Origin of the sequence: Pseudomonas sp. IzPS59 (genome assembly GCF_014863505.1) — a bacterium.
Classification (GTDB): Bacteria; Pseudomonadota; Gammaproteobacteria; order Pseudomonadales; family Pseudomonadaceae; genus Aquipseudomonas; species Aquipseudomonas kribbensis.
Genome location: NZ_CP062251.1, coordinates 368,063 through 384,218, shown reverse-complemented (window position 1 = coordinate 384,218; position 16,156 = coordinate 368,063). Strand labels below are relative to the sequence as shown.

Below are 16,156 nucleotides of genomic sequence, written 5' to 3'. Positions count from 1 at the left end.
GTCGCCTAATTCAGGAGTTCGTTCGACATGCTGCATTTGTCCCGCCTTACCTCGCTGGCCCTGACGATCGCCCTGGTGATCGGCGCGCCTCTGGCGTTCGCCGCTCAACCGGCCCCGGCTGTCGCTCCGGCAGGCACTGCCGCGACTTCCAAGGCCCCGTTGCCGCTGGAAGAGCTGCGCACCTTTGCCGAGGTCATGGACCGGATCAAGGCCGCCTATGTCGAACCAGTGGACGACAAGACCCTGCTGGAAAACGCCATCAAGGGCATGCTGAGCAACCTCGACCCGCACTCGGCCTACCTCGGCCCGGAAGATTTCACCGAGCTGCAGGAAAGCACCAGCGGTGAGTTCGGCGGCCTGGGCATCGAAGTCGGCTCGGAAGACGGTTTCATCAAGGTCGTGTCGCCGATCGACGATACGCCAGCCTCCAAGGCCGGCATCCAGGCCGGTGACTTCATCGTCAAGATCAACGGCGCGCCGACCCGTGGCCAGACGATGACCGAAGCCGTGGACAAGATGCGCGGCAAGATCGGCCAGAAAATCACCCTGACCCTGGTCCGTGACGGCGGCACGCCGTTCGACGTGACCCTGGCCCGTGCGGTGATCCAGGTGAAGAGCGTCAAGGCGCAACTGCTGGAATCCGGTTACGGCCTGATCCGCATCACCCAGTTCCAGGTCAAGACCGGCGAAGAAGTCTCCAAGGCCCTGGCCAAGCTGCGCAAGGACAATGGCAAGAAGCTCAACGGCATCATCCTCGACCTGCGCAACAACCCGGGCGGTGTGCTGCAGGCAGCGGTGGAAGTGGTCGACCACTTCATCACCAAAGGCCTGATCGTTTACACCAAGGGCCGGATCGCCAACTCCGAGTTGCGCTTCTCCGCCACCGGCAAGGACGAAAGCGAAGCGGTGCCAATGGTTGTACTGATCAACGGTGGCAGTGCCTCGGCTTCGGAAATCGTCGCCGGCGCCCTGCAAGACCAGAAACGCGCCGTGGTCATGGGCACCACCAGTTTCGGCAAGGGCTCGGTGCAGACCGTGCTGCCGCTGAACAACGACCGTGCGCTGAAGATCACCACCGCGTTGTACTTCACGCCGAACGGCCGCTCGATCCAGGCCCAGGGCATCGTCCCGGATATCGAAGTGCGCAAGGCCAAGATCACCAACGAGGCGGACGGCGACTACTTCAAGGAAGCCGACCTGCAGGGTCACCTGGGCAACGGCAACGGCGGCGCGGACAAACCGACCGGCTCCGGCGGCAAGCCCAAGGCCATGCCACAGGATGACGATTACCAGTTGGCCCAGGCCCTGAGCCTGCTCAAAGGCCTGAGCATCACGTCCGGCCGTTGAGGATGTCTTTGCGTTTCGTCTTTGTCCTGTTGTGCTGCCTGGCGGGTGCTGTTCACGCAGAACCTGCCAGACCGACACCACAAAAAGCCTACCTGACACTGATCATCGACGACCTGGGGCAGAACCTGCCCCGGGATCGTCGCGTGCTGGCGCTGCCCGGGCCGGTGACCACGGCAATCATGCCCGACACCCCGCACGCCACCGAATTTGCCCGCGAAGCCCATCGCGCCGGCAAGATCGTGATCCTGCACATGCCGATGGACCCGGCCACCGGCCCGTTCGCCTGGCACCCCGAACTGCCCATTGAAGAACTTGAAAAACGCCTCGACGCCGCATTCAAAATGGTCCCCTACACCGCCGGCATCAACAACCACATGGGCAGTCGCATGACGGCACAACCGGTGGCAATGGCGTGGTTGATGGGTGAGTTGCAGCGCCGTCACAAATTCTTCGTCGACAGCCGCACCAGCGCCCAGACTGTCGCTGCGCAACAGGCACAGAAGATCGATCTGGCGAGCGTTTCGCGGGACGTGTTTCTCGATGACGAGCGCACCGAAGCGGCGATCTACACCCAGTTGCAGACAGCAATCAGTCTGGCGCGCAAACAGGGTTCGGCGGTGATGATCGGTCACCCTTATCCACAGACACTTGCTGTTTTGGAGCGGGAGCTGCCGAAGCTGAAAGCTCAAGGCATCGAGTGGATCGACATCAAGCAGATGATCAGTGTGCGCAGCAATCGCGCCACCGCCGCTCATGGCAAAGACGGTGTCTATCGGTAATGCCGGCCCATACATAATTACCGCCAGCCCCCGCGCCCACTTCCGGATAGTGAAACCTGCAACCGGTAGCGACTCACCCGAGTCGCCTTTCACTATCAGGACTGACCATGACGATCACTGACAACACCGCCGCCCCCTCGCGGCCAATGGAACCCATCAAACTCGACAACCTGCTGATCAGCTTCACCACAGAGTTTCAGCGGGTGTGGGACACCAAGAACCTTCGCTCGAGCCCGGCCGGCTTCTGGCGCCCCGCTCCGCCCCCCGATGTGCTGCCGGGTTATTTCTCGTTGGGCGATATTGCGATTCCCGGATTTGCCAACATCAACGGTACGAACGTTGCGGCTGTTGTACGGGAGGCGGACTCCCCGAGCATCGATAGCACCAAGGGCAAAGCGCTCAGTCGACCCGACAACTTCGAACTGGTCTGGAAGGATTCAGGCTCGGGCGCAATAACCTACGTTTCGATCTGGCGCCCGATTCCTCCTGAAGGCTATGTCGCTCTTGGTCTGGTCTGCGCCAGTGACCATGAAAAACCATCGGTCAATTCGGTACGTTGCGTACGCATGGATCTGGTAACGCCTGCCACTGCCGGTCCGTTGATCTGGAGCGACAAAGGCAGCGGCGCAAAGCAGAACTTCAGCGCCTGGAGTATCGAACCACCGATCGCGGAAGCAGGAGAAATCTGCTTTTTGCCCGGAACATTCACGGGCGTGCAGAGCCACTCCAGACCTTCGTCATACCTGGCTTCCTACGCGTTGCGAGTACCGCTCACCGTGCAGTCGAGCACTGCGCCAGCAGCCCCGATGTTGTCGGGGTTCGGATCGCCCTCCCCCATCGAGCCGGCTACGGTTACTCAGGTCACCCGGCTTCCGTGGTTCGCAGTCAGAGACGATATGCACCCGCTCGAGCAGCTGCGGTCATCGCCATACTACCGCCTGGAAAGAGCGGATCGGTACGTGTTGGTCGGTCACGAGCACAACGCGGGGGACCAATATCGATCTGTCAAATGGACGGCAGAGCGGGCTCAAAATGCGTCCTTGCTGCAGGTGTTCAATCGTCTGACAGCCATCGAGCTGGACAAAGCCTGGCCGATCAGGACACCCGGCGATAACTGGGCGATACGATTTTCGGCCAACCTGAGCAAAACCTTCACTCACACCGAAACGTCATCCGGCGGATGGAGCAAGTTTTACCCTCTGGAAGTTGTCGCCCTGGCAGCGAAAAACACGATGGTTGCGGTATATCAATTGCAAAGCGAGTACCGGCTGCTGCGTGCGGACAACACGCCAGTGACATTCGGCATCGAGTATAGCGACGACGAAAGTCTTTACTTAAGCCAGTACCCGTCCGAAAAAGACGCCGTAATCACCTGCCCCTCGCCGATGGCATCCGGTCATGAACAGGGCGAAGCCTCTTTCGGGCAGGATGAAATCCCCGTCCTGCCGACGGAACAAGTGATGGTGACTACAGATACCGCCCCATGATCTCGTCGACCACGCCGTCCTTGCGCATCTGGTCGAGCGCTGCCTGTAGTTTGGCGACGGCTTCGTCCGGCACTTCCTTGTTCAGCGCCAGATACAGCTCGGCGCTGTTGAAGCGCAGCACGGTTTTCAACCCGGTCACGCCATCCTGCCGCGCCAGATAACGGCCGGCAGGATCGCCGGTAGCCCACAGGTCGATCTGGCCGCTGACAAGCTTTTTCGCGTTGTCCTGATCGCGCAATACCACCACCGGCTTCAGACCCTGCTTGGTCAGGGTCTCGGCAATCGCATCGCCTTTGTAGGCGCCGATCTTGTATTTGCGCGCGTCATTGAGGGTTTCGAGGGTGATCTTGCTGTCAGCCTTGGCCAGCATGACCCAGTCATCCGGGCCGATGGGGCCGACCCACTTGAACAGCGTCTCACGATCCGGCAGGCGCGCCATGACGAAAGCACCGTAACCGGGGTTCTCCAGCGCCAGCTTGTAGACCCGCTCCCAAGGGAAGCGCAGGGTCAGGCTGTAAGTGATGCCGGCACGCTTGAACATCTCGCGCACGATGTCCGTGGCGATGCCGTTGATGTTTTCGTCCTGGGCGAAATTCTTGCCGTTCTTCGCCATGTTGTACGGCGGGAAATTTTCGGTGAGGAGCACCAGATCGGTGTCGGGATTTTCTGCGGCGTGGCCAGTGTTGATCAACAACACGGAGGCACTGGCGAGGGCGAGAAGCAGGCGTTTGATCATGTCGGGCTACCGAAATCCATGGCGTGCCCAAGAGTGCCTCGGGTACGCCATGCTGTCCACTGGCCTGTATGGATGTTTAACGCATTACGATGCCGCGGTGCGCCATATAAGCCTTGGCTTCCTGAACGGTGTATTCGCCGAAGTGGAAAATACTCGCCGCCAGTACGGCGCTGGCGTGACCTTCGAGGATGCCATCGGCCAGATGCTGCAGGTTGCCGACACCGCCGGACGCGATCACCGGAATGCCCAGCGCATCGCTGATGGCGCGGGTCACGCCGAGGTCGAAGCCGTTTTTCATGCCGTCCTGATCCATGCTGGTCAGGAGGATTTCACCGGCACCCAGGCCTTCCATTTTCTTTGCCCACTCGACCGCATCAAGGCCGGTCGGCTTGCGGCCGCCGTGGGTGAAGATTTCCCAGCGCGGGGTTTCGCCCGGGCCGGACACCTTCTTCGCGTCGATGGCGACGACGATGCATTGCGAGCCGAAATGCTGCGCCGCTTCGCCGACGAATTCCGGATTGAACACGGCAGCGGTGTTGATCGACACCTTGTCCGCACCGGCATTGAGCAGGTTGCGGATGTCCTGCACGGTACGTACGCCACCGCCGACGGTCAGCGGGATGAACACCTGGCTGGCCATGCGCTCGACGGTATGCAGCGTGGTATCGCGGCCATCGACGCTGGCGGTGATGTCGAGAAAGGTAATCTCGTCGGCACCCTGCTCGTCGTAGCGACGGGCGATTTCCACCGGGTCACCGGCGTCACGGATGTTCTCGAACTTCACACCTTTGACGACCCGGCCGTTGTCCACGTCCAGGCAAGGGATGATGCGTTTGGCCAGCGCCATGGTCAGTCCTCAGCCTTGGTACGAGTCGCAGAAAGCTTGCGCTTCGGCGACGTCGAGGGTGCCTTCGTAGATCGCCCGGCCAGTGATGGCGCCGATGATGCCCGGTGCCTTGGCGTCGAGCAGCGACTTGATGTCACCCAGGTTGTGAATGCCACCGGATGCGATCACCGGGATCTTGGTGGCCGCAGCCAGCGCAGCGGTGAACGGTACGTTGCAGCCCTGCATCATGCCGTCTTTGGCGATATCGGTATAAACGATCGAGGACACGCCGTCGGCTTCGAACTGCTTGGCCAGGTCGATGACCTGCACCTGGCTGATTTCAGCCCAGCCGTCGGTGGCGACAAAACCGTCTTTGGCGTCGAGGCCGACGATGATTTTGCCTGGGAATGCGCGGCAGGCTTCTGCAACGAACGCCGGCTCTTTAACAGCCTTGGTGCCGATGATCACGTAGCTCACGCCAGCCTTGACGTAGTGCTCGATGGTTTCCAGCGAACGGATGCCGCCGCCGATCTGGATCGGCAGGGTCGGGTAGCGCTTGGCGATTGCGGTCACCACTTCGCCATTCACTGGCTGGCCTTCGAAAGCACCGTTCAGATCGACCAGATGCAGACGACGGCAACCGCCCTCCACCCACTTGGCAGCCATGCTCACCGGGTCATCGGAGAACACTGTGGAATCTTCCATGCGGCCCTGGCGCAGACGTACGCAGGCACCGTCTTTGAGATCGATAGCGGGAATAATCAGCATCTGGCAAACCTTCAAATTTGAATGTTCAGCTTGGCTCGGAAATCAGTTTTTCTCGAGCGCCCACAGGTCGCTTTCGATGCTTTCAAACCGCTCCTTGAGGTGGGTCTGCACATCGAAAATCGCCCTGTTGTAATAGTGCGGAGCAATTTCGCGGGTAAACAGCTCAAGAATTTCCGCCGCTTCGAACGAACCCAGGTCCAGTTCGAAACGATCCTCCATGAACCGCTGGATCTTGCGATTGGCGTCGCTTTCCTGCTCGGGCGTGAGGGTCAGGATCCGCGGTTTCTTCTTGGCGGCCATTTACCAGCGACCGTCCCACGCCGCGAAGTTCTGCAGCAATTGCAGGCCATGGGTATGGCTCTTCTCCGGGTGGAACTGCACGGCAAAACGCGAGCCTTCGGCCAGCGCCGCGGCGAAATCGACACCGTAATGACCGCTGCCGACCACTTGGCGCGGGTTACCGGCGGCGATGTAGTAGCTGTGCACGAAGTAGAAACGCGCCAGGTCCGGAATGTTGTGCCACAGCGGGTGATCCACCGACTGCTTCACTTCGTTCCAGCCCATGTGCGGGACTTTCAGGTGCTCGCCGTCTTCATGCAGGTCTTTGCCGAAGAACTTCACCGCGCCCGGGAACAGACCGATGCAGTCCACGCCGTCGTTTTCTTCGCTGGTGTCGAGCAAGGCTTGCATGCCGACGCAGATCCCGAGGAACGGACGATCCTGGCTGACTTCACGTACCAGCGAGTCGAAACCGAGGCGACGGATCTCCGCCATGCAATCGCGAATCGCACCGACGCCGGGGAAAACCACGCGGTCGGCTTCGCGGATCACGTCCGCATCGCTGGTGATCAGCACCTTGCCGGCGCCAACGTGCTCGAGGGCCTTGGCCACCGAGTGCAGGTTACCCATGCCGTAATCGATGACTGCAACCGTCTGCATTACAGCACGCCCTTGGTCGAAGGCATCTGGCCGGCCATGCGCTCGTCCAGTTCAACGGCCATGCGCAGCGCGCGGCCGAAAGCCTTGAACACGGTTTCGATCTGGTGGTGAGTGTTGGTGCCGCGCAGGTTGTCGATGTGCAGGCTGACCAGCGCGTGGTTGACGAAGCCCTGGAAGAATTCCTGGAACAGGTCGACATCGAAACCGCCAACGGTGGCACGGGTGTACGGCACGTGCATCTGCAGGCCCGGACGGCCGGAGAAGTCGATGACCACACGCGACAGCGCTTCATCGAGCGGCACGTAGGCGTGGCCGTAGCGACGGATGCCTTTCTTGTCGCCGATGGCTTGTGCGAAGGCCTGGCCGAGGGTGATACCGACGTCTTCCACGGTATGGTGGTCGTCGATATGCAGATCGCCCTTGCATTGGATATCCAGGTCGATCAACCCGTGACGGGCGATCTGATCCAGCATGTGCTCAAGAAAAGGAACACCGATATCGAATCGGGCCTTTCCGGTGCCATCAAGGTTGATCGAGGCTTTGATCTGGGTTTCCAGAGTGTCGCGCTCGACAGACGCCTTACGTTCGGCCATCACCAGCTCCGCAAAATCATTGGGCGAAAAAGGCAGCCATTATAGGCACGCGGGGCCGAAACAGAAACACGAGACGTGATATGGCAGACGGATAGAAGCCCGTGCTGTCGGGGATAGACATGTCCATACAAGCCATTTCGGACAGCCCGAAACAACTGTGGGAGCGGGCTTGCTCGCGATGAGGGCCGCACATTCAACATCACTGTCGACTGTCAGACCGCAATCGCGAGCAAGCTCGCTCCCACAGGATTTGGCGCTGACCTGAAGATTTTCAGGCCAGCGCCTGGCTACTTAGTGAAACAGAACCGCCGTCTTCTGCAGGGTCACCCACACACCCCACGCCAACGGAATCCCTACCGCCAGCCACGCAGCGATTGCCAGCGGCTTGCTGCCCGGCGCGGCTTTCCACTCCAGCACGGTGCTGCTGTCGGCACCCTTGTCGTGGCCCAGCGCCTGTTCGGCGGCCAGTTCGGCGTCGGTCATGAAGTACTTGTCCGCCACCGGGCGCACCAGCAGGTTGCACAGGAAACCCAGCACCAGCAGGCCGGCGAGGATGTACAGCGTGATGTCGTAAGCCGCGGCGCGTTCAACGCCGATGCTCAACTGATATTCACGCAGATAGTTCACCAGCACCGGACCCAGCACGCCAGCGGCGGCCCAGGCGGTCAGCAGACGACCGTGGATCGCGCCGACCATTTGCGTGCCGAACAGGTCGGCCAGATAGGCCGGAACGGTCGCAAAACCACCGCCGTACATCGACAGGATGATGCAGAACGCCGCCACGAACAGCGCAACGTTGCCCAGGTGACCGAGGTTCGGGATCAGTGCGTACAGCGCAAAACCCAGCGCAAAGAACACGAAGTAAGTGTTCTTGCGGCCCAGGTAGTCCGAGAACGACGCCCAGAAGAACCGACCGCCGATGTTGAACAGGCTCAGCAGACCGGTGAAACCGGCTGCAATCGCAGCGATCGAGGCCAGTTGCCCGGCATCCAGTTGACCGAACGGCAGATCATTGCCCAGCAGCTTGCCGCCGAACACTTCCTGCAACAGTGGCGAAGCCATGCCGAGGATGCCGATACCGGCCGACACGTTCAGGCACAGCACCAGCCACACCAGACGGAATTGCGGAGTTTTCCACGCCACATTCACGTGAACGTGACGGTGGGTGATCATCGCATTCGAGGCTTTCTTCGCCGGTGCGGTCCAGCCCTCAGGCTTCCAGCCGGTTGGCGGCACGCGGTAAGCCAGCGCACCACCAATCATGAACACGAAGTAGATCGCGGCCATGGCCACGAAGCTCTGCCATACGCCCACGCCGGTTGGCGACGCGAAATGGCTCATCAGTGCGGTTGCCAGTGGAGCGCCGACCATCGCGCCGCCACCGAAACCCATGATCGCCATGCCGGTCGCCATGCCGCGCTTGTCCGGGAACCACTTGATCAGGGTCGAGACCGGCGAGATATAGCCCAGGCCCAGACCGATACCGCCGATCACGCCGGAGCCGATCCACATCAGCCAGATCTGGTGGGTATAAATACCCAGCGCGGAAATCAGCAGACCGCCGCACCAGCACAGAGCCGATACAACGCCGGCCTTGCGTGGCCCGGCGTGTTCGAGCCAGCCGCCCCAGATCGCTGCCGAGCAGCCGAGGAAGATGAAGAACAGGGTGTAGATCCAGCCGAGCATGGAGATCGGCCAGTCGCATTGCGACGAGAAGACTTGTGCGATGAAGCCCATGTCCGGCGCGCAAGCCACCGGCGCGGTGATGCCCAGTGCCTTGGACAGCGGCAGCCAGAACACGGAAAAACCGTAGGCCATGCCGATGCACAGGTGAATGGCCAGAGCGGCCGGTGGGACCAGCCAGCGGTTGAAACCGGGCTTGGCGATGATGCGTTCCTTGGACAGGAACGCAGGCTGGGCGGCGCTGAGGCCGTCCGCCGTGATGCTCGTGCTCATTGTGTATCCCCCAATTATTAGTATGTGTTCGTCAGCCACTGCTCACCCCCGGCCTTTATGCACGCAGGCATGACCGTGTTGGTGGGTGGAGCTCCTTGAAGCGCGACCAAAAGTCGCAGAGGGACGGACGAACGGGCGAAGGTTACCATCTGCACGTGACAGAAAAACCAAACTGATATCACCTTTTTCGAGTCATCTGATCTCATATGACCGGGGAACCCTCCCGCCGACCGTTGTCGAAGCGCTGCACGCCGCGGTTCAAGAGGCTCCTCAGGACACCGCACCAGCACGGGGTCAGGCAGCGCTATACTCCCCGGCTAAATTACGAATTCGACTAACTACAAGGACTCGCCCATGAAAGCGTTCGGCAAAATCCTGGGTCTGGTACTTCTCGGGCTGTTGCTGATCATTGTGGCGGCGGGCTTCGCCCTGACCCACTTCTTCGATCCCAACGACTACAAAAACGAGATCCGCCAGATAGCCCGCGACAAGGCCCACATCGAGCTGACGCTCAATGGCGATATCGGCTGGAGCCTGTTCCCGTGGCTCGGCCTGGAACTGCACGAGGCCAGCGTCGCCACCCTGATCAAGCCTGACGAACCGTATGCCGATCTGCAGATGCTCGGTCTGTCGGTACGCGTGCTGCCGCTGCTGCGCCGCGAAGTGCAGATGAGCGATGTGCGTGTAGAAGGCCTGAACCTGCGCCTGAACCGCGACAAGAACGGCCACGGCAACTGGGAAGACATCGGCAAGCTGCCGACTGCCATCCCTGCGCCGGGCAGCACCCCGCCAGCTGCCGCCGGCGAACCGGTCGCCGAAACGCCTGCCCAGCCGGAAAAGCCGCCACAACCGATCCGCCTCGACATCGACAGCCTGACCGTCAACAACGCTCGCGTTGAATACAACGACGAGCAGACCGGCAAGCAGTTCAGCGCCGAAAGCATCCAGCTGAGCACCGGTGCGGTACACGATTCGACCAACATTCCGCTGAAAGCCACGGCGTTCCTCAGCACCAATCAGCCCGTGCTGCGAGTGCGCACCGAGCTGAACGGCGAGCTGCGCATCGAGCGCGCCCTGCAACGCTACAAGTTCGAGGACCTGAAGCTGTCCGGCGAACTGACCGGCGATCCGCTGCAAGGCAAAGCCATGACGTTCTCCGCCCAGGGGCAGATGTTGCTCGACAAGGCCGCCAACGTCGCCGAATGGACCGGGATCAAGATCTCCGCCAACCAGTTACGCGCACTGGGTGAACTGAAGGCCAACGATCTGGACAAGACCCCGCAAATCACCGGCGCGATCTCCATCGCCCAGTTCGACCTGGCGAAGTTCGTCGACAGCATCGGCCAGACCCTGCCGGCCATGGCCGAAGGCAGCCTGAGCAAGGTCGAGCTGGTCAGCCGTGTTGCTGCCACACCGACCAGCCTGGCGCTGGACAACATCAACCTGAAACTCGAAGACAGCAGCTTCAGCGGCCGCATCGCCATCGAAGACTTCGCCAAGCAATCGCTGCGGGCGATCCTCAAGGCCGACACCTTCAACGTTGACCGCTACCTGCCGCCGAAATCGGAAAAAGCCGCCAGCGCCACCCAGGCGCGCCAGACTGAAGTCGCCAGCACCGAAGCCGATGCCATGGCCGGCGCCGGCAGCACTCCGCTGCCGGACAAACCGAGCAAGAGCGCCTGGAGCACCGAACGCCTGTTCCCGGTGGAGCGCTTGAGCAAGCTGGACGTGAACGCCGACCTGACCTTCGGCCAGTTGACCCTCGATAAATTGCCGATCCAGAACGCCGCGCTGAAAGCTACCGGCCAGGGCGGCCTGCTGACCCTGGAAAACCTGCGCGGCGAGTTGTACAACGGCGACTTCGAAGCCAAGGGCACCCTCGACGTGCGCCCGAATGCACCGCTGCTGAACCTGCAAACCCGGATCAACCGCGTGCCGGTGGAAAAAATCCTCGAAAGCCAGGGCAAGAATCCGCCGGTCAAAGGCCTGGTGAACCTCACCAGCACCGTCACCGGTAGCGGCAACAGCCAGCAGGCGCTGATCGACACCCTCAACGGCAACGCCAGTTTCGTGATCAACAACGGCGTGTTGCTCAACGCCAACCTTGAACAGCAACTGTGCAAAGGCATCGCCACCCTCAACCGCAAATCCCTGAGCGGCGAGCCACGGGGTAAGGACACACCGTTCCAGGAACTCAAGGGCAACCTGACCTTCCGCAACGGCGTAGCCAACAACCCGGACCTGAAAGTGCGCATCCCGGGCATGACCGTCAACGGTGACGGCGACATCGACCTGAAAGTGCTGGGCATGGACTATCGCGTCGGCATCATCGTCGAAGGCGACACCAGCGCCATGCCGGATCCGGCCTGTCAGGTCGGCGAGAAATTCGTCGGCATCGAATGGCCGCTGCGTTGCCGTGGCCCACTGGAACTGGGCGCCAAGGCCTGCCGCGTGGACAACGAGCGCCTGGGCCAGGTCGCGACCAAAATGGCCGGCGACAAACTCAGCGAAAAAATCGACGAGAAACTGGGCGACAAAGTCAGCCCGGAACTGAAAAACGCATTGAAGGGGCTGTTCAAGCGATGAGAGCGGAGCAGTTTTCCACGGCGGTGCTGGAATGGTTCGACCGCCACGGCCGCCATGATTTGCCCTGGCAACAGAACATCACCCCGTATCGGGTGTGGGTGTCCGAGATCATGTTGCAGCAGACTCAGGTCAGCACCGTGCTCAATTACTTCGACCGTTTCATGGCCGCGTTGCCGACGGTCGAAGCCCTGGCCGAAGCGCCGGAGGACGAAGTGCTGCACCTGTGGACGGGTCTGGGTTACTACACCCGCGCGCGCAATCTGCAAAAGACCGCGAAGATCGTCGTCAGCCAGTACGGCGGCGAGTTTCCCCGAGATGTCGAGAAGCTCACGGACTTGCCGGGCATCGGCCTGTCCACCGCTGGCGCCATCGCCAGCATCAGCATGGGCCTGCGGGCGCCGATCCTCGACGGCAACGTCAAACGGGTGCTGGCGCGGTTTACTGCGCAAGAAGGCTATCCGGGCGAACCGAAGGTCGCCAAGCAACTGTGGGCCAACGCAGAGCGCTTCACGCCGCAGGATCGGGTCAACGCCTACACCCAGGCGATGATGGATCTGGGCGCCACGCTGTGCACCCGCAGCAAACCGAGTTGTCTGCTGTGTCCGCTGGAAAAGGGCTGCGAAGCGCACATGCTCGGCCTGGAGACCCGTTACCCGATTCCCAAGCCTCGTAAAGCCATTCCGCAGAAACGCACGCTGATGCCGCTGCTGGCCAACGAGGACGGCGCGATTCTGCTTTATCGACGCCCGTCCAGCGGATTGTGGGGCGGCTTGTGGAGCCTGCCGGAACTCGACGACCTCGACGACCTGCCACACCTCGCCGCGCAGCACTCGCTGGAACTGGGCGAGCAGCAGGCGCTGCCGAGTCTTGTCCACACCTTCAGTCACTTCCAGCTGTCCATCGAACCCTGGCTGGTTCAGGTACAGGAAGCCGGCGGTCACGTGGCCGAGGCCGACTGGCTCTGGTATAACCTCGCCACCCCGCCGCGCCTGGGCCTCGCCGCCCCGGTCAAGACCTTGCTCGAACGCGCGGCCGCCGTCTTGAATGCAGGAGAGTCGACATGACCCGCACCGTAATGTGCCGCAAGTACAAAGAACAACTCGAAGGTCTGGAGCGCCCACCGTACCCGGGCGCCAAGGGCCAGGACATCTTCGAACACGTCTCGGCCAAGGCCTGGGCCGACTGGCAGAAACACCAGACCCTGTTGATCAACGAAAAACGCCTGAACATGATGAACGCCGAAGACCGCAAATATCTGCAGGGCGAAATGGACAAGTACTTCTCCGGCGAGGAATACGCCCAGGCCGAAGGCTACGTTCCGCCAGCGGAATAATCAGCGGAAATCGGGGGTCTGATCGTAAGCGACGGAATTAATTTAAGAAATTTTAAAAAAGTCGTTGACGTAAATCCGAAAAACCCTTTTAATGCGCCCCGTTGCCCAGATAGCTCAGTCGGTAGAGCAGGGGATTGAAAATCCCCGTGTCGGCGGTTCGATTCCGTCTCTGGGCACCAAATACCGAAAACCCTGAATCGCAAGATTCAGGGTTTTTTTATGCCTACGATTTGATGGCGGCTGGATCCGGCCCATCTCGCAGCGCGAAAAAAAACCCGCGATCCCTTTCCAGAGATCGCGGGTTTGGTCTTTTCAGCCGATCAATAAGCCATCGACCAGCTCAACGTATACGTCCGCCCACGCCCCTGATAGTCATACAGGTACGCCGGGCCGTAGGTCGGCGAGTAGAACAGCGTCGCCCGCTGACCCCAGACCGTGCTGTATTGCTTGTCCAGCAGGTTCTGGATGCCGCCGCTGAAGGTACCGAATTCGGTGTCGCGACTGCCAAGCAGGTCGAAGGTGGTGTAGCCGCTGATCTTGTGGTCGGCGTCGTCCTTGAGGGTGAAGGCGTGATTGCCTTGCAGGCGGGCGCTGGTACGGTCGCCTTTCCAGCCGATGAACGCGGTGGATTTCGACAGCGAAGCGTAGCGGGCGTCGCGCTTGATCCAGTCGCCGTTGGTGCCCTCCTCTTCCGAACGCACCAGATGCAGGGTGCTGCCCGCTTCCCAGCCACTCTGGAAGTGTCGGGTCAGTGCACCTTCGAAACCGTAGTCGCGGCTCTTCTGGTCGATCACGTCGATGGTCAGGGTGGCGCTGTCGGTGGTGATGACTTTGTCCGACCAGATGTAGTACAGCGCCGCCTGAGCGTCCCAGTCGCTGTCGGAGTAACGCCAGCCGGTTTCCACCTGACGGCTCTTGATGCCCGCCAACGGGTTGTCAGCGACGCTCAGGCCCGGCTTGCCGTAGAACTTGGCGGGGTCCGGCAGATCGAAGCCTTCGCCGTAGTTGACCCACAGCTGATGACCGTTCTTGAAGTCGTAGATGGTGCCGAGGTTGTACAGGTTGACCGCGTAATCGTTGCTGCCGCCGGCGATGCCTTTGAAGTTGCCGACATCCACGTCCATCTGCTGACGACGCATGCCGCCGGAGACGGTCAGGTTGTCCGTGGCGTACCAGTCGAGCTGGCCGTAACCGGAGAGACCGTCGACACGATAGCTCGGGTAACGCGGGGCCTTGCTCAACGTATCCAGATCCAGCCCGCCGCTTTCCGAAGATACGCGCTGATCGAAGGTGCTCTGCTCGGCGTTGAAGCGCTCGCGGTCCAGGTCCACGCCATAGGTGAACTTGAAGGACTGCCACTCCTTGGCGAACAGCGCCTTGAGGCTGCTGACCTCGAAGTTCTGTTGCGAAGCGGCGAAGTACACGCCCTTGGAACCCACCGGTTTGCCGGTGTTGTAGTAAGGAAACGGGTAAAAGTTGTTGTCTTCCTTGCGATACGACGCTTGCAGATAGAAGTCCTGCCCCAGCACATCGCTGTGGTGGTAGTTGGCATTGAGCAGCACGCGCTTGGTGCGCGGATCGAGGTCGGTGGAGTAACCGCTGCGCAGTTCGGCGTCTTCCAGATTCGACGGCTTCTGGTATTTCAGGTTGGGAAAGTAGATGCCGGTGTCGCCGTTGTTGCCCGAGTCGTAATACTGCGCCAGCAGATCGAGGGTCTGTTCGTCGTTGAAGCGCATCGCCAGGCTACCCATGACGTCGATGGTGCGGTTGTATTGCAGGTCGGTCTGGGTGTTGTCGATGAAGATCTGCTTGCCGGCACCGTCGTAGAACGCCTTGTTCTGCTCGCCGGCAATCCCGAGGCGACCGCTGATATTGTCGTTGCCGCCGCTGACCGATTGCGCGATGCGCGTGGAGAGATCGTCGCTGTTGTTGAAGCCGCTGCTGGCACCGATCTGGGTTTCGAATTGCGCCGGGCCTGGAGTGGCCTTCTTGGTGACGATGTTGATGATGCCGCCGGTGGCGCCGCCGCCATAGATCGCACTGGCGCCGGACAACACCTCAACCCGCTCGACGTTGAACGGCGAGATGCTGTCGAATTGGCGCGACAACCCGCGAGAACTGTTCTGGCTGACACCATCGATCATCACCAGCACGTTGCGCCCACGCATGTTCTGGCCGTAGTTGGTGCGCCCTTCCGGCGCCAGGTCGAGGCCCGGCACCAGTTTGCCAATGGCCTCCTTGAGGCTGACACCGGTCTGCAGCTGTTCGCGCAACTGGGTCTGATCGACCACCCACACCGTGCCGGGAATCTCACTGATGGCGGTGCTGGTGCGCGAAGCCACGCTGACTTCGATCGGCTTGAGCATCATGGCGTCCGCCGGTGCCTTTGCACGGCGCAGGATCACCGTTCGCGCGTCGCTGAACTCCCAGCTCATGCCGCTGCCGGCCAGCAGCGTCTGCAACGCCTGGGCGACGCTCATCGAACCGTTCAGTGCATCGGCCTGCACGCCTTCGACGTCGGCGGTGGTGTAGAGCAGGCGCAATCCGGCCTGATCGGCAAACGCGGTCAGGGATTGATCGAGGGACTGGGAAGGCAACGAGAGCGTCACCTGGCGCTGTTGTGCGCCAGTTTCCTGCGCGACAGCATCCTTGGTTTGCGCCTGCACCAAAGTTGAACCGAACAGGCCGGCGATGATCGCCTGAGCCAACAGGGTCCGGTGCACGATGTTTCTGCCGTGGTTGCTGCGCGTCTGTGCCGACTGCTTGAACATACCTTTCACGTCTTCCTTCCCAGCCAAAATGAATG

The 16,156-nt window shown here is 61.1% G+C and carries 14 protein-coding genes and 1 tRNA gene; 7 read left to right on the top strand and 8 right to left on the bottom strand.

Annotated features, from left to right (window positions below):
- Positions 1-27 precede the first annotated feature (27 nt).
- The 3 genes from IF189_RS01725 to IF189_RS01715 all read left to right on the top strand — a co-directional run bounded on the left by IF189_RS01725 (position 28) and on the right by IF189_RS01715 (position 3,613).
- Positions 28-1,347, top strand: a complete 1,320-nt coding sequence (locus IF189_RS01725) for a S41 family peptidase (RefSeq protein WP_085712771.1) — start codon at positions 28-30, stop codon at positions 1,345-1,347.
- A gap of 2 nt (positions 1,348-1,349) precedes the next feature.
- Positions 1,350-2,126: a divergent polysaccharide deacetylase family protein gene (locus IF189_RS01720; protein ID WP_134825181.1), complete on the top strand. Its 777-nt coding sequence runs from the start codon at positions 1,350-1,352 to the stop codon at positions 2,124-2,126.
- A 107-nt stretch (positions 2,127-2,233) separates the two neighbouring features.
- On the top strand, positions 2,234-3,613 hold the full coding sequence (locus IF189_RS01715) for a Vps62-related protein (protein WP_192552733.1): 1,380 nt from the start codon (positions 2,234-2,236) through the stop codon (positions 3,611-3,613).
- Here IF189_RS01715 and IF189_RS01710 read toward each other — a convergent pair.
- The 7 genes from IF189_RS01710 to IF189_RS01680 form a co-directional block, all read right to left on the bottom strand.
- Complete coding sequence (locus tag IF189_RS01710; protein ID WP_134825179.1) at positions 3,594-4,349, bottom strand: substrate-binding periplasmic protein; 756 nt, start codon at positions 4,347-4,349, stop codon at positions 3,594-3,596. The genes IF189_RS01715 and IF189_RS01710 overlap by 20 nt on opposite strands.
- A 76-nt stretch (positions 4,350-4,425) precedes the next feature.
- On the bottom strand, positions 4,426-5,196 hold the full coding sequence (gene hisF, locus IF189_RS01705; RefSeq protein WP_007897430.1) for an imidazole glycerol phosphate synthase subunit HisF: 771 nt from the start codon (positions 5,194-5,196) through the stop codon (positions 4,426-4,428).
- Between the two features lie 9 nt (positions 5,197-5,205).
- Positions 5,206-5,943: a 1-(5-phosphoribosyl)-5-[(5-phosphoribosylamino)methylideneamino]imidazole-4-carboxamide isomerase gene (gene hisA / locus IF189_RS01700; protein ID WP_085712767.1), complete on the bottom strand. Its 738-nt coding sequence runs from the start codon at positions 5,941-5,943 to the stop codon at positions 5,206-5,208.
- A 42-nt stretch (positions 5,944-5,985) separates the two neighbouring features.
- The gene (locus IF189_RS01695) at positions 5,986-6,243 is read right to left on the bottom strand and encodes a DUF2164 domain-containing protein (RefSeq protein WP_134825178.1); all 258 of its coding nucleotides are present in this window, start codon (positions 6,241-6,243) and stop codon (positions 5,986-5,988) included.
- Positions 6,244-6,882: an imidazole glycerol phosphate synthase subunit HisH gene (hisH, locus tag IF189_RS01690; protein WP_085712765.1), complete on the bottom strand. Its 639-nt coding sequence runs from the start codon at positions 6,880-6,882 to the stop codon at positions 6,244-6,246.
- Complete coding sequence (gene hisB, locus IF189_RS01685; protein WP_039764670.1) at positions 6,882-7,475, bottom strand: imidazoleglycerol-phosphate dehydratase HisB; 594 nt, start codon at positions 7,473-7,475, stop codon at positions 6,882-6,884. The genes hisH and hisB overlap by 1 nt, the downstream gene beginning before the upstream one ends.
- A 291-nt stretch (positions 7,476-7,766) precedes the next feature.
- Positions 7,767-9,431: an OFA family MFS transporter gene (locus IF189_RS01680; RefSeq protein WP_134825177.1), complete on the bottom strand. Its 1,665-nt coding sequence runs from the start codon at positions 9,429-9,431 to the stop codon at positions 7,767-7,769.
- Between the two features lie 354 nt (positions 9,432-9,785).
- Here IF189_RS01680 and IF189_RS01675 point away from each other — a divergent pair, with 354 nt between their 5' ends.
- From IF189_RS01675 to IF189_RS01660, 4 genes are all read left to right on the top strand, one after another.
- Entirely contained in the window at positions 9,786-12,017 is a 2,232-nt protein-coding gene (locus IF189_RS01675) for an AsmA family protein (RefSeq protein ID WP_192552732.1), read from the top strand.
- Positions 12,014-13,081 carry an A/G-specific adenine glycosylase gene (gene mutY / locus IF189_RS01670; protein WP_192552731.1) on the top strand — a complete coding sequence of 356 codons (1,068 nt, stop codon included), beginning with the start codon at positions 12,014-12,016 and terminating at the stop codon, positions 13,079-13,081. The genes IF189_RS01675 and mutY overlap by 4 nt, the downstream gene beginning before the upstream one ends.
- Positions 13,078-13,350, top strand: coding sequence for an oxidative damage protection protein (locus tag IF189_RS01665; RefSeq protein WP_085712761.1), 273 nt, complete (start codon positions 13,078-13,080; stop codon positions 13,348-13,350). Before mutY ends, IF189_RS01665 begins: the two co-directional genes overlap by 4 nt.
- Positions 13,351-13,453: 103 nt before the next feature.
- Positions 13,454-13,529: transfer RNA gene (locus IF189_RS01660), tRNA-Phe, on the top strand.
- A gap of 141 nt (positions 13,530-13,670) precedes the next feature.
- Here the strand turns inward: IF189_RS01660 and IF189_RS01655 are convergent.
- On the bottom strand, positions 13,671-16,121 hold the full coding sequence (locus IF189_RS01655; RefSeq protein ID WP_192552730.1) for a TonB-dependent siderophore receptor: 2,451 nt from the start codon (positions 16,119-16,121) through the stop codon (positions 13,671-13,673).
- Positions 16,122-16,156: the final 35 nt, after the last annotated feature.

Bases quoted from the DNA above. Each gene is read 5' to 3' on its own strand.
- IF189_RS01725 (WP_085712771.1), top strand. From the start codon at position 28: ATGCTGCATTTGTCCCGCCTTACCTCGCTGGCCCTGACGATCGCCCTG.
- IF189_RS01720 (WP_134825181.1), top strand. From the start codon at position 1,350: ATGTCTTTGCGTTTCGTCTTTGTCCTGTTGTGCTGCCTGGCGGGTGCT.
- IF189_RS01715 (WP_192552733.1), top strand. From the start codon at position 2,234: ATGACGATCACTGACAACACCGCCGCCCCCTCGCGGCCAATGGAACCC.
- IF189_RS01710 (WP_134825179.1), bottom strand. From the start codon at position 4,349: ATGATCAAACGCCTGCTTCTCGCCCTCGCCAGTGCCTCCGTGTTGTTG.
- hisF (WP_007897430.1), bottom strand. From the start codon at position 5,196: ATGGCGCTGGCCAAACGCATCATCCCTTGCCTGGACGTGGACAACGGC.
- hisA (WP_085712767.1), bottom strand. From the start codon at position 5,943: ATGCTGATTATTCCCGCTATCGATCTCAAAGACGGTGCCTGCGTACGT.
- IF189_RS01695 (WP_134825178.1), bottom strand. From the start codon at position 6,243: ATGGCCGCCAAGAAGAAACCGCGGATCCTGACCCTCACGCCCGAGCAG.
- hisH (WP_085712765.1), bottom strand. From the start codon at position 6,882: ATGCAGACGGTTGCAGTCATCGATTACGGCATGGGTAACCTGCACTCG.
- hisB (WP_039764670.1), bottom strand. From the start codon at position 7,475: ATGGCCGAACGTAAGGCGTCTGTCGAGCGCGACACTCTGGAAACCCAG.
- IF189_RS01680 (WP_134825177.1), bottom strand. From the start codon at position 9,431: ATGAGCACGAGCATCACGGCGGACGGCCTCAGCGCCGCCCAGCCTGCG.
- IF189_RS01675 (WP_192552732.1), top strand. From the start codon at position 9,786: ATGAAAGCGTTCGGCAAAATCCTGGGTCTGGTACTTCTCGGGCTGTTG.
- mutY (WP_192552731.1), top strand. From the start codon at position 12,014: ATGAGAGCGGAGCAGTTTTCCACGGCGGTGCTGGAATGGTTCGACCGC.
- IF189_RS01665 (WP_085712761.1), top strand. From the start codon at position 13,078: ATGACCCGCACCGTAATGTGCCGCAAGTACAAAGAACAACTCGAAGGT.
- IF189_RS01655 (WP_192552730.1), bottom strand. From the start codon at position 16,121: ATGTTCAAGCAGTCGGCACAGACGCGCAGCAACCACGGCAGAAACATC.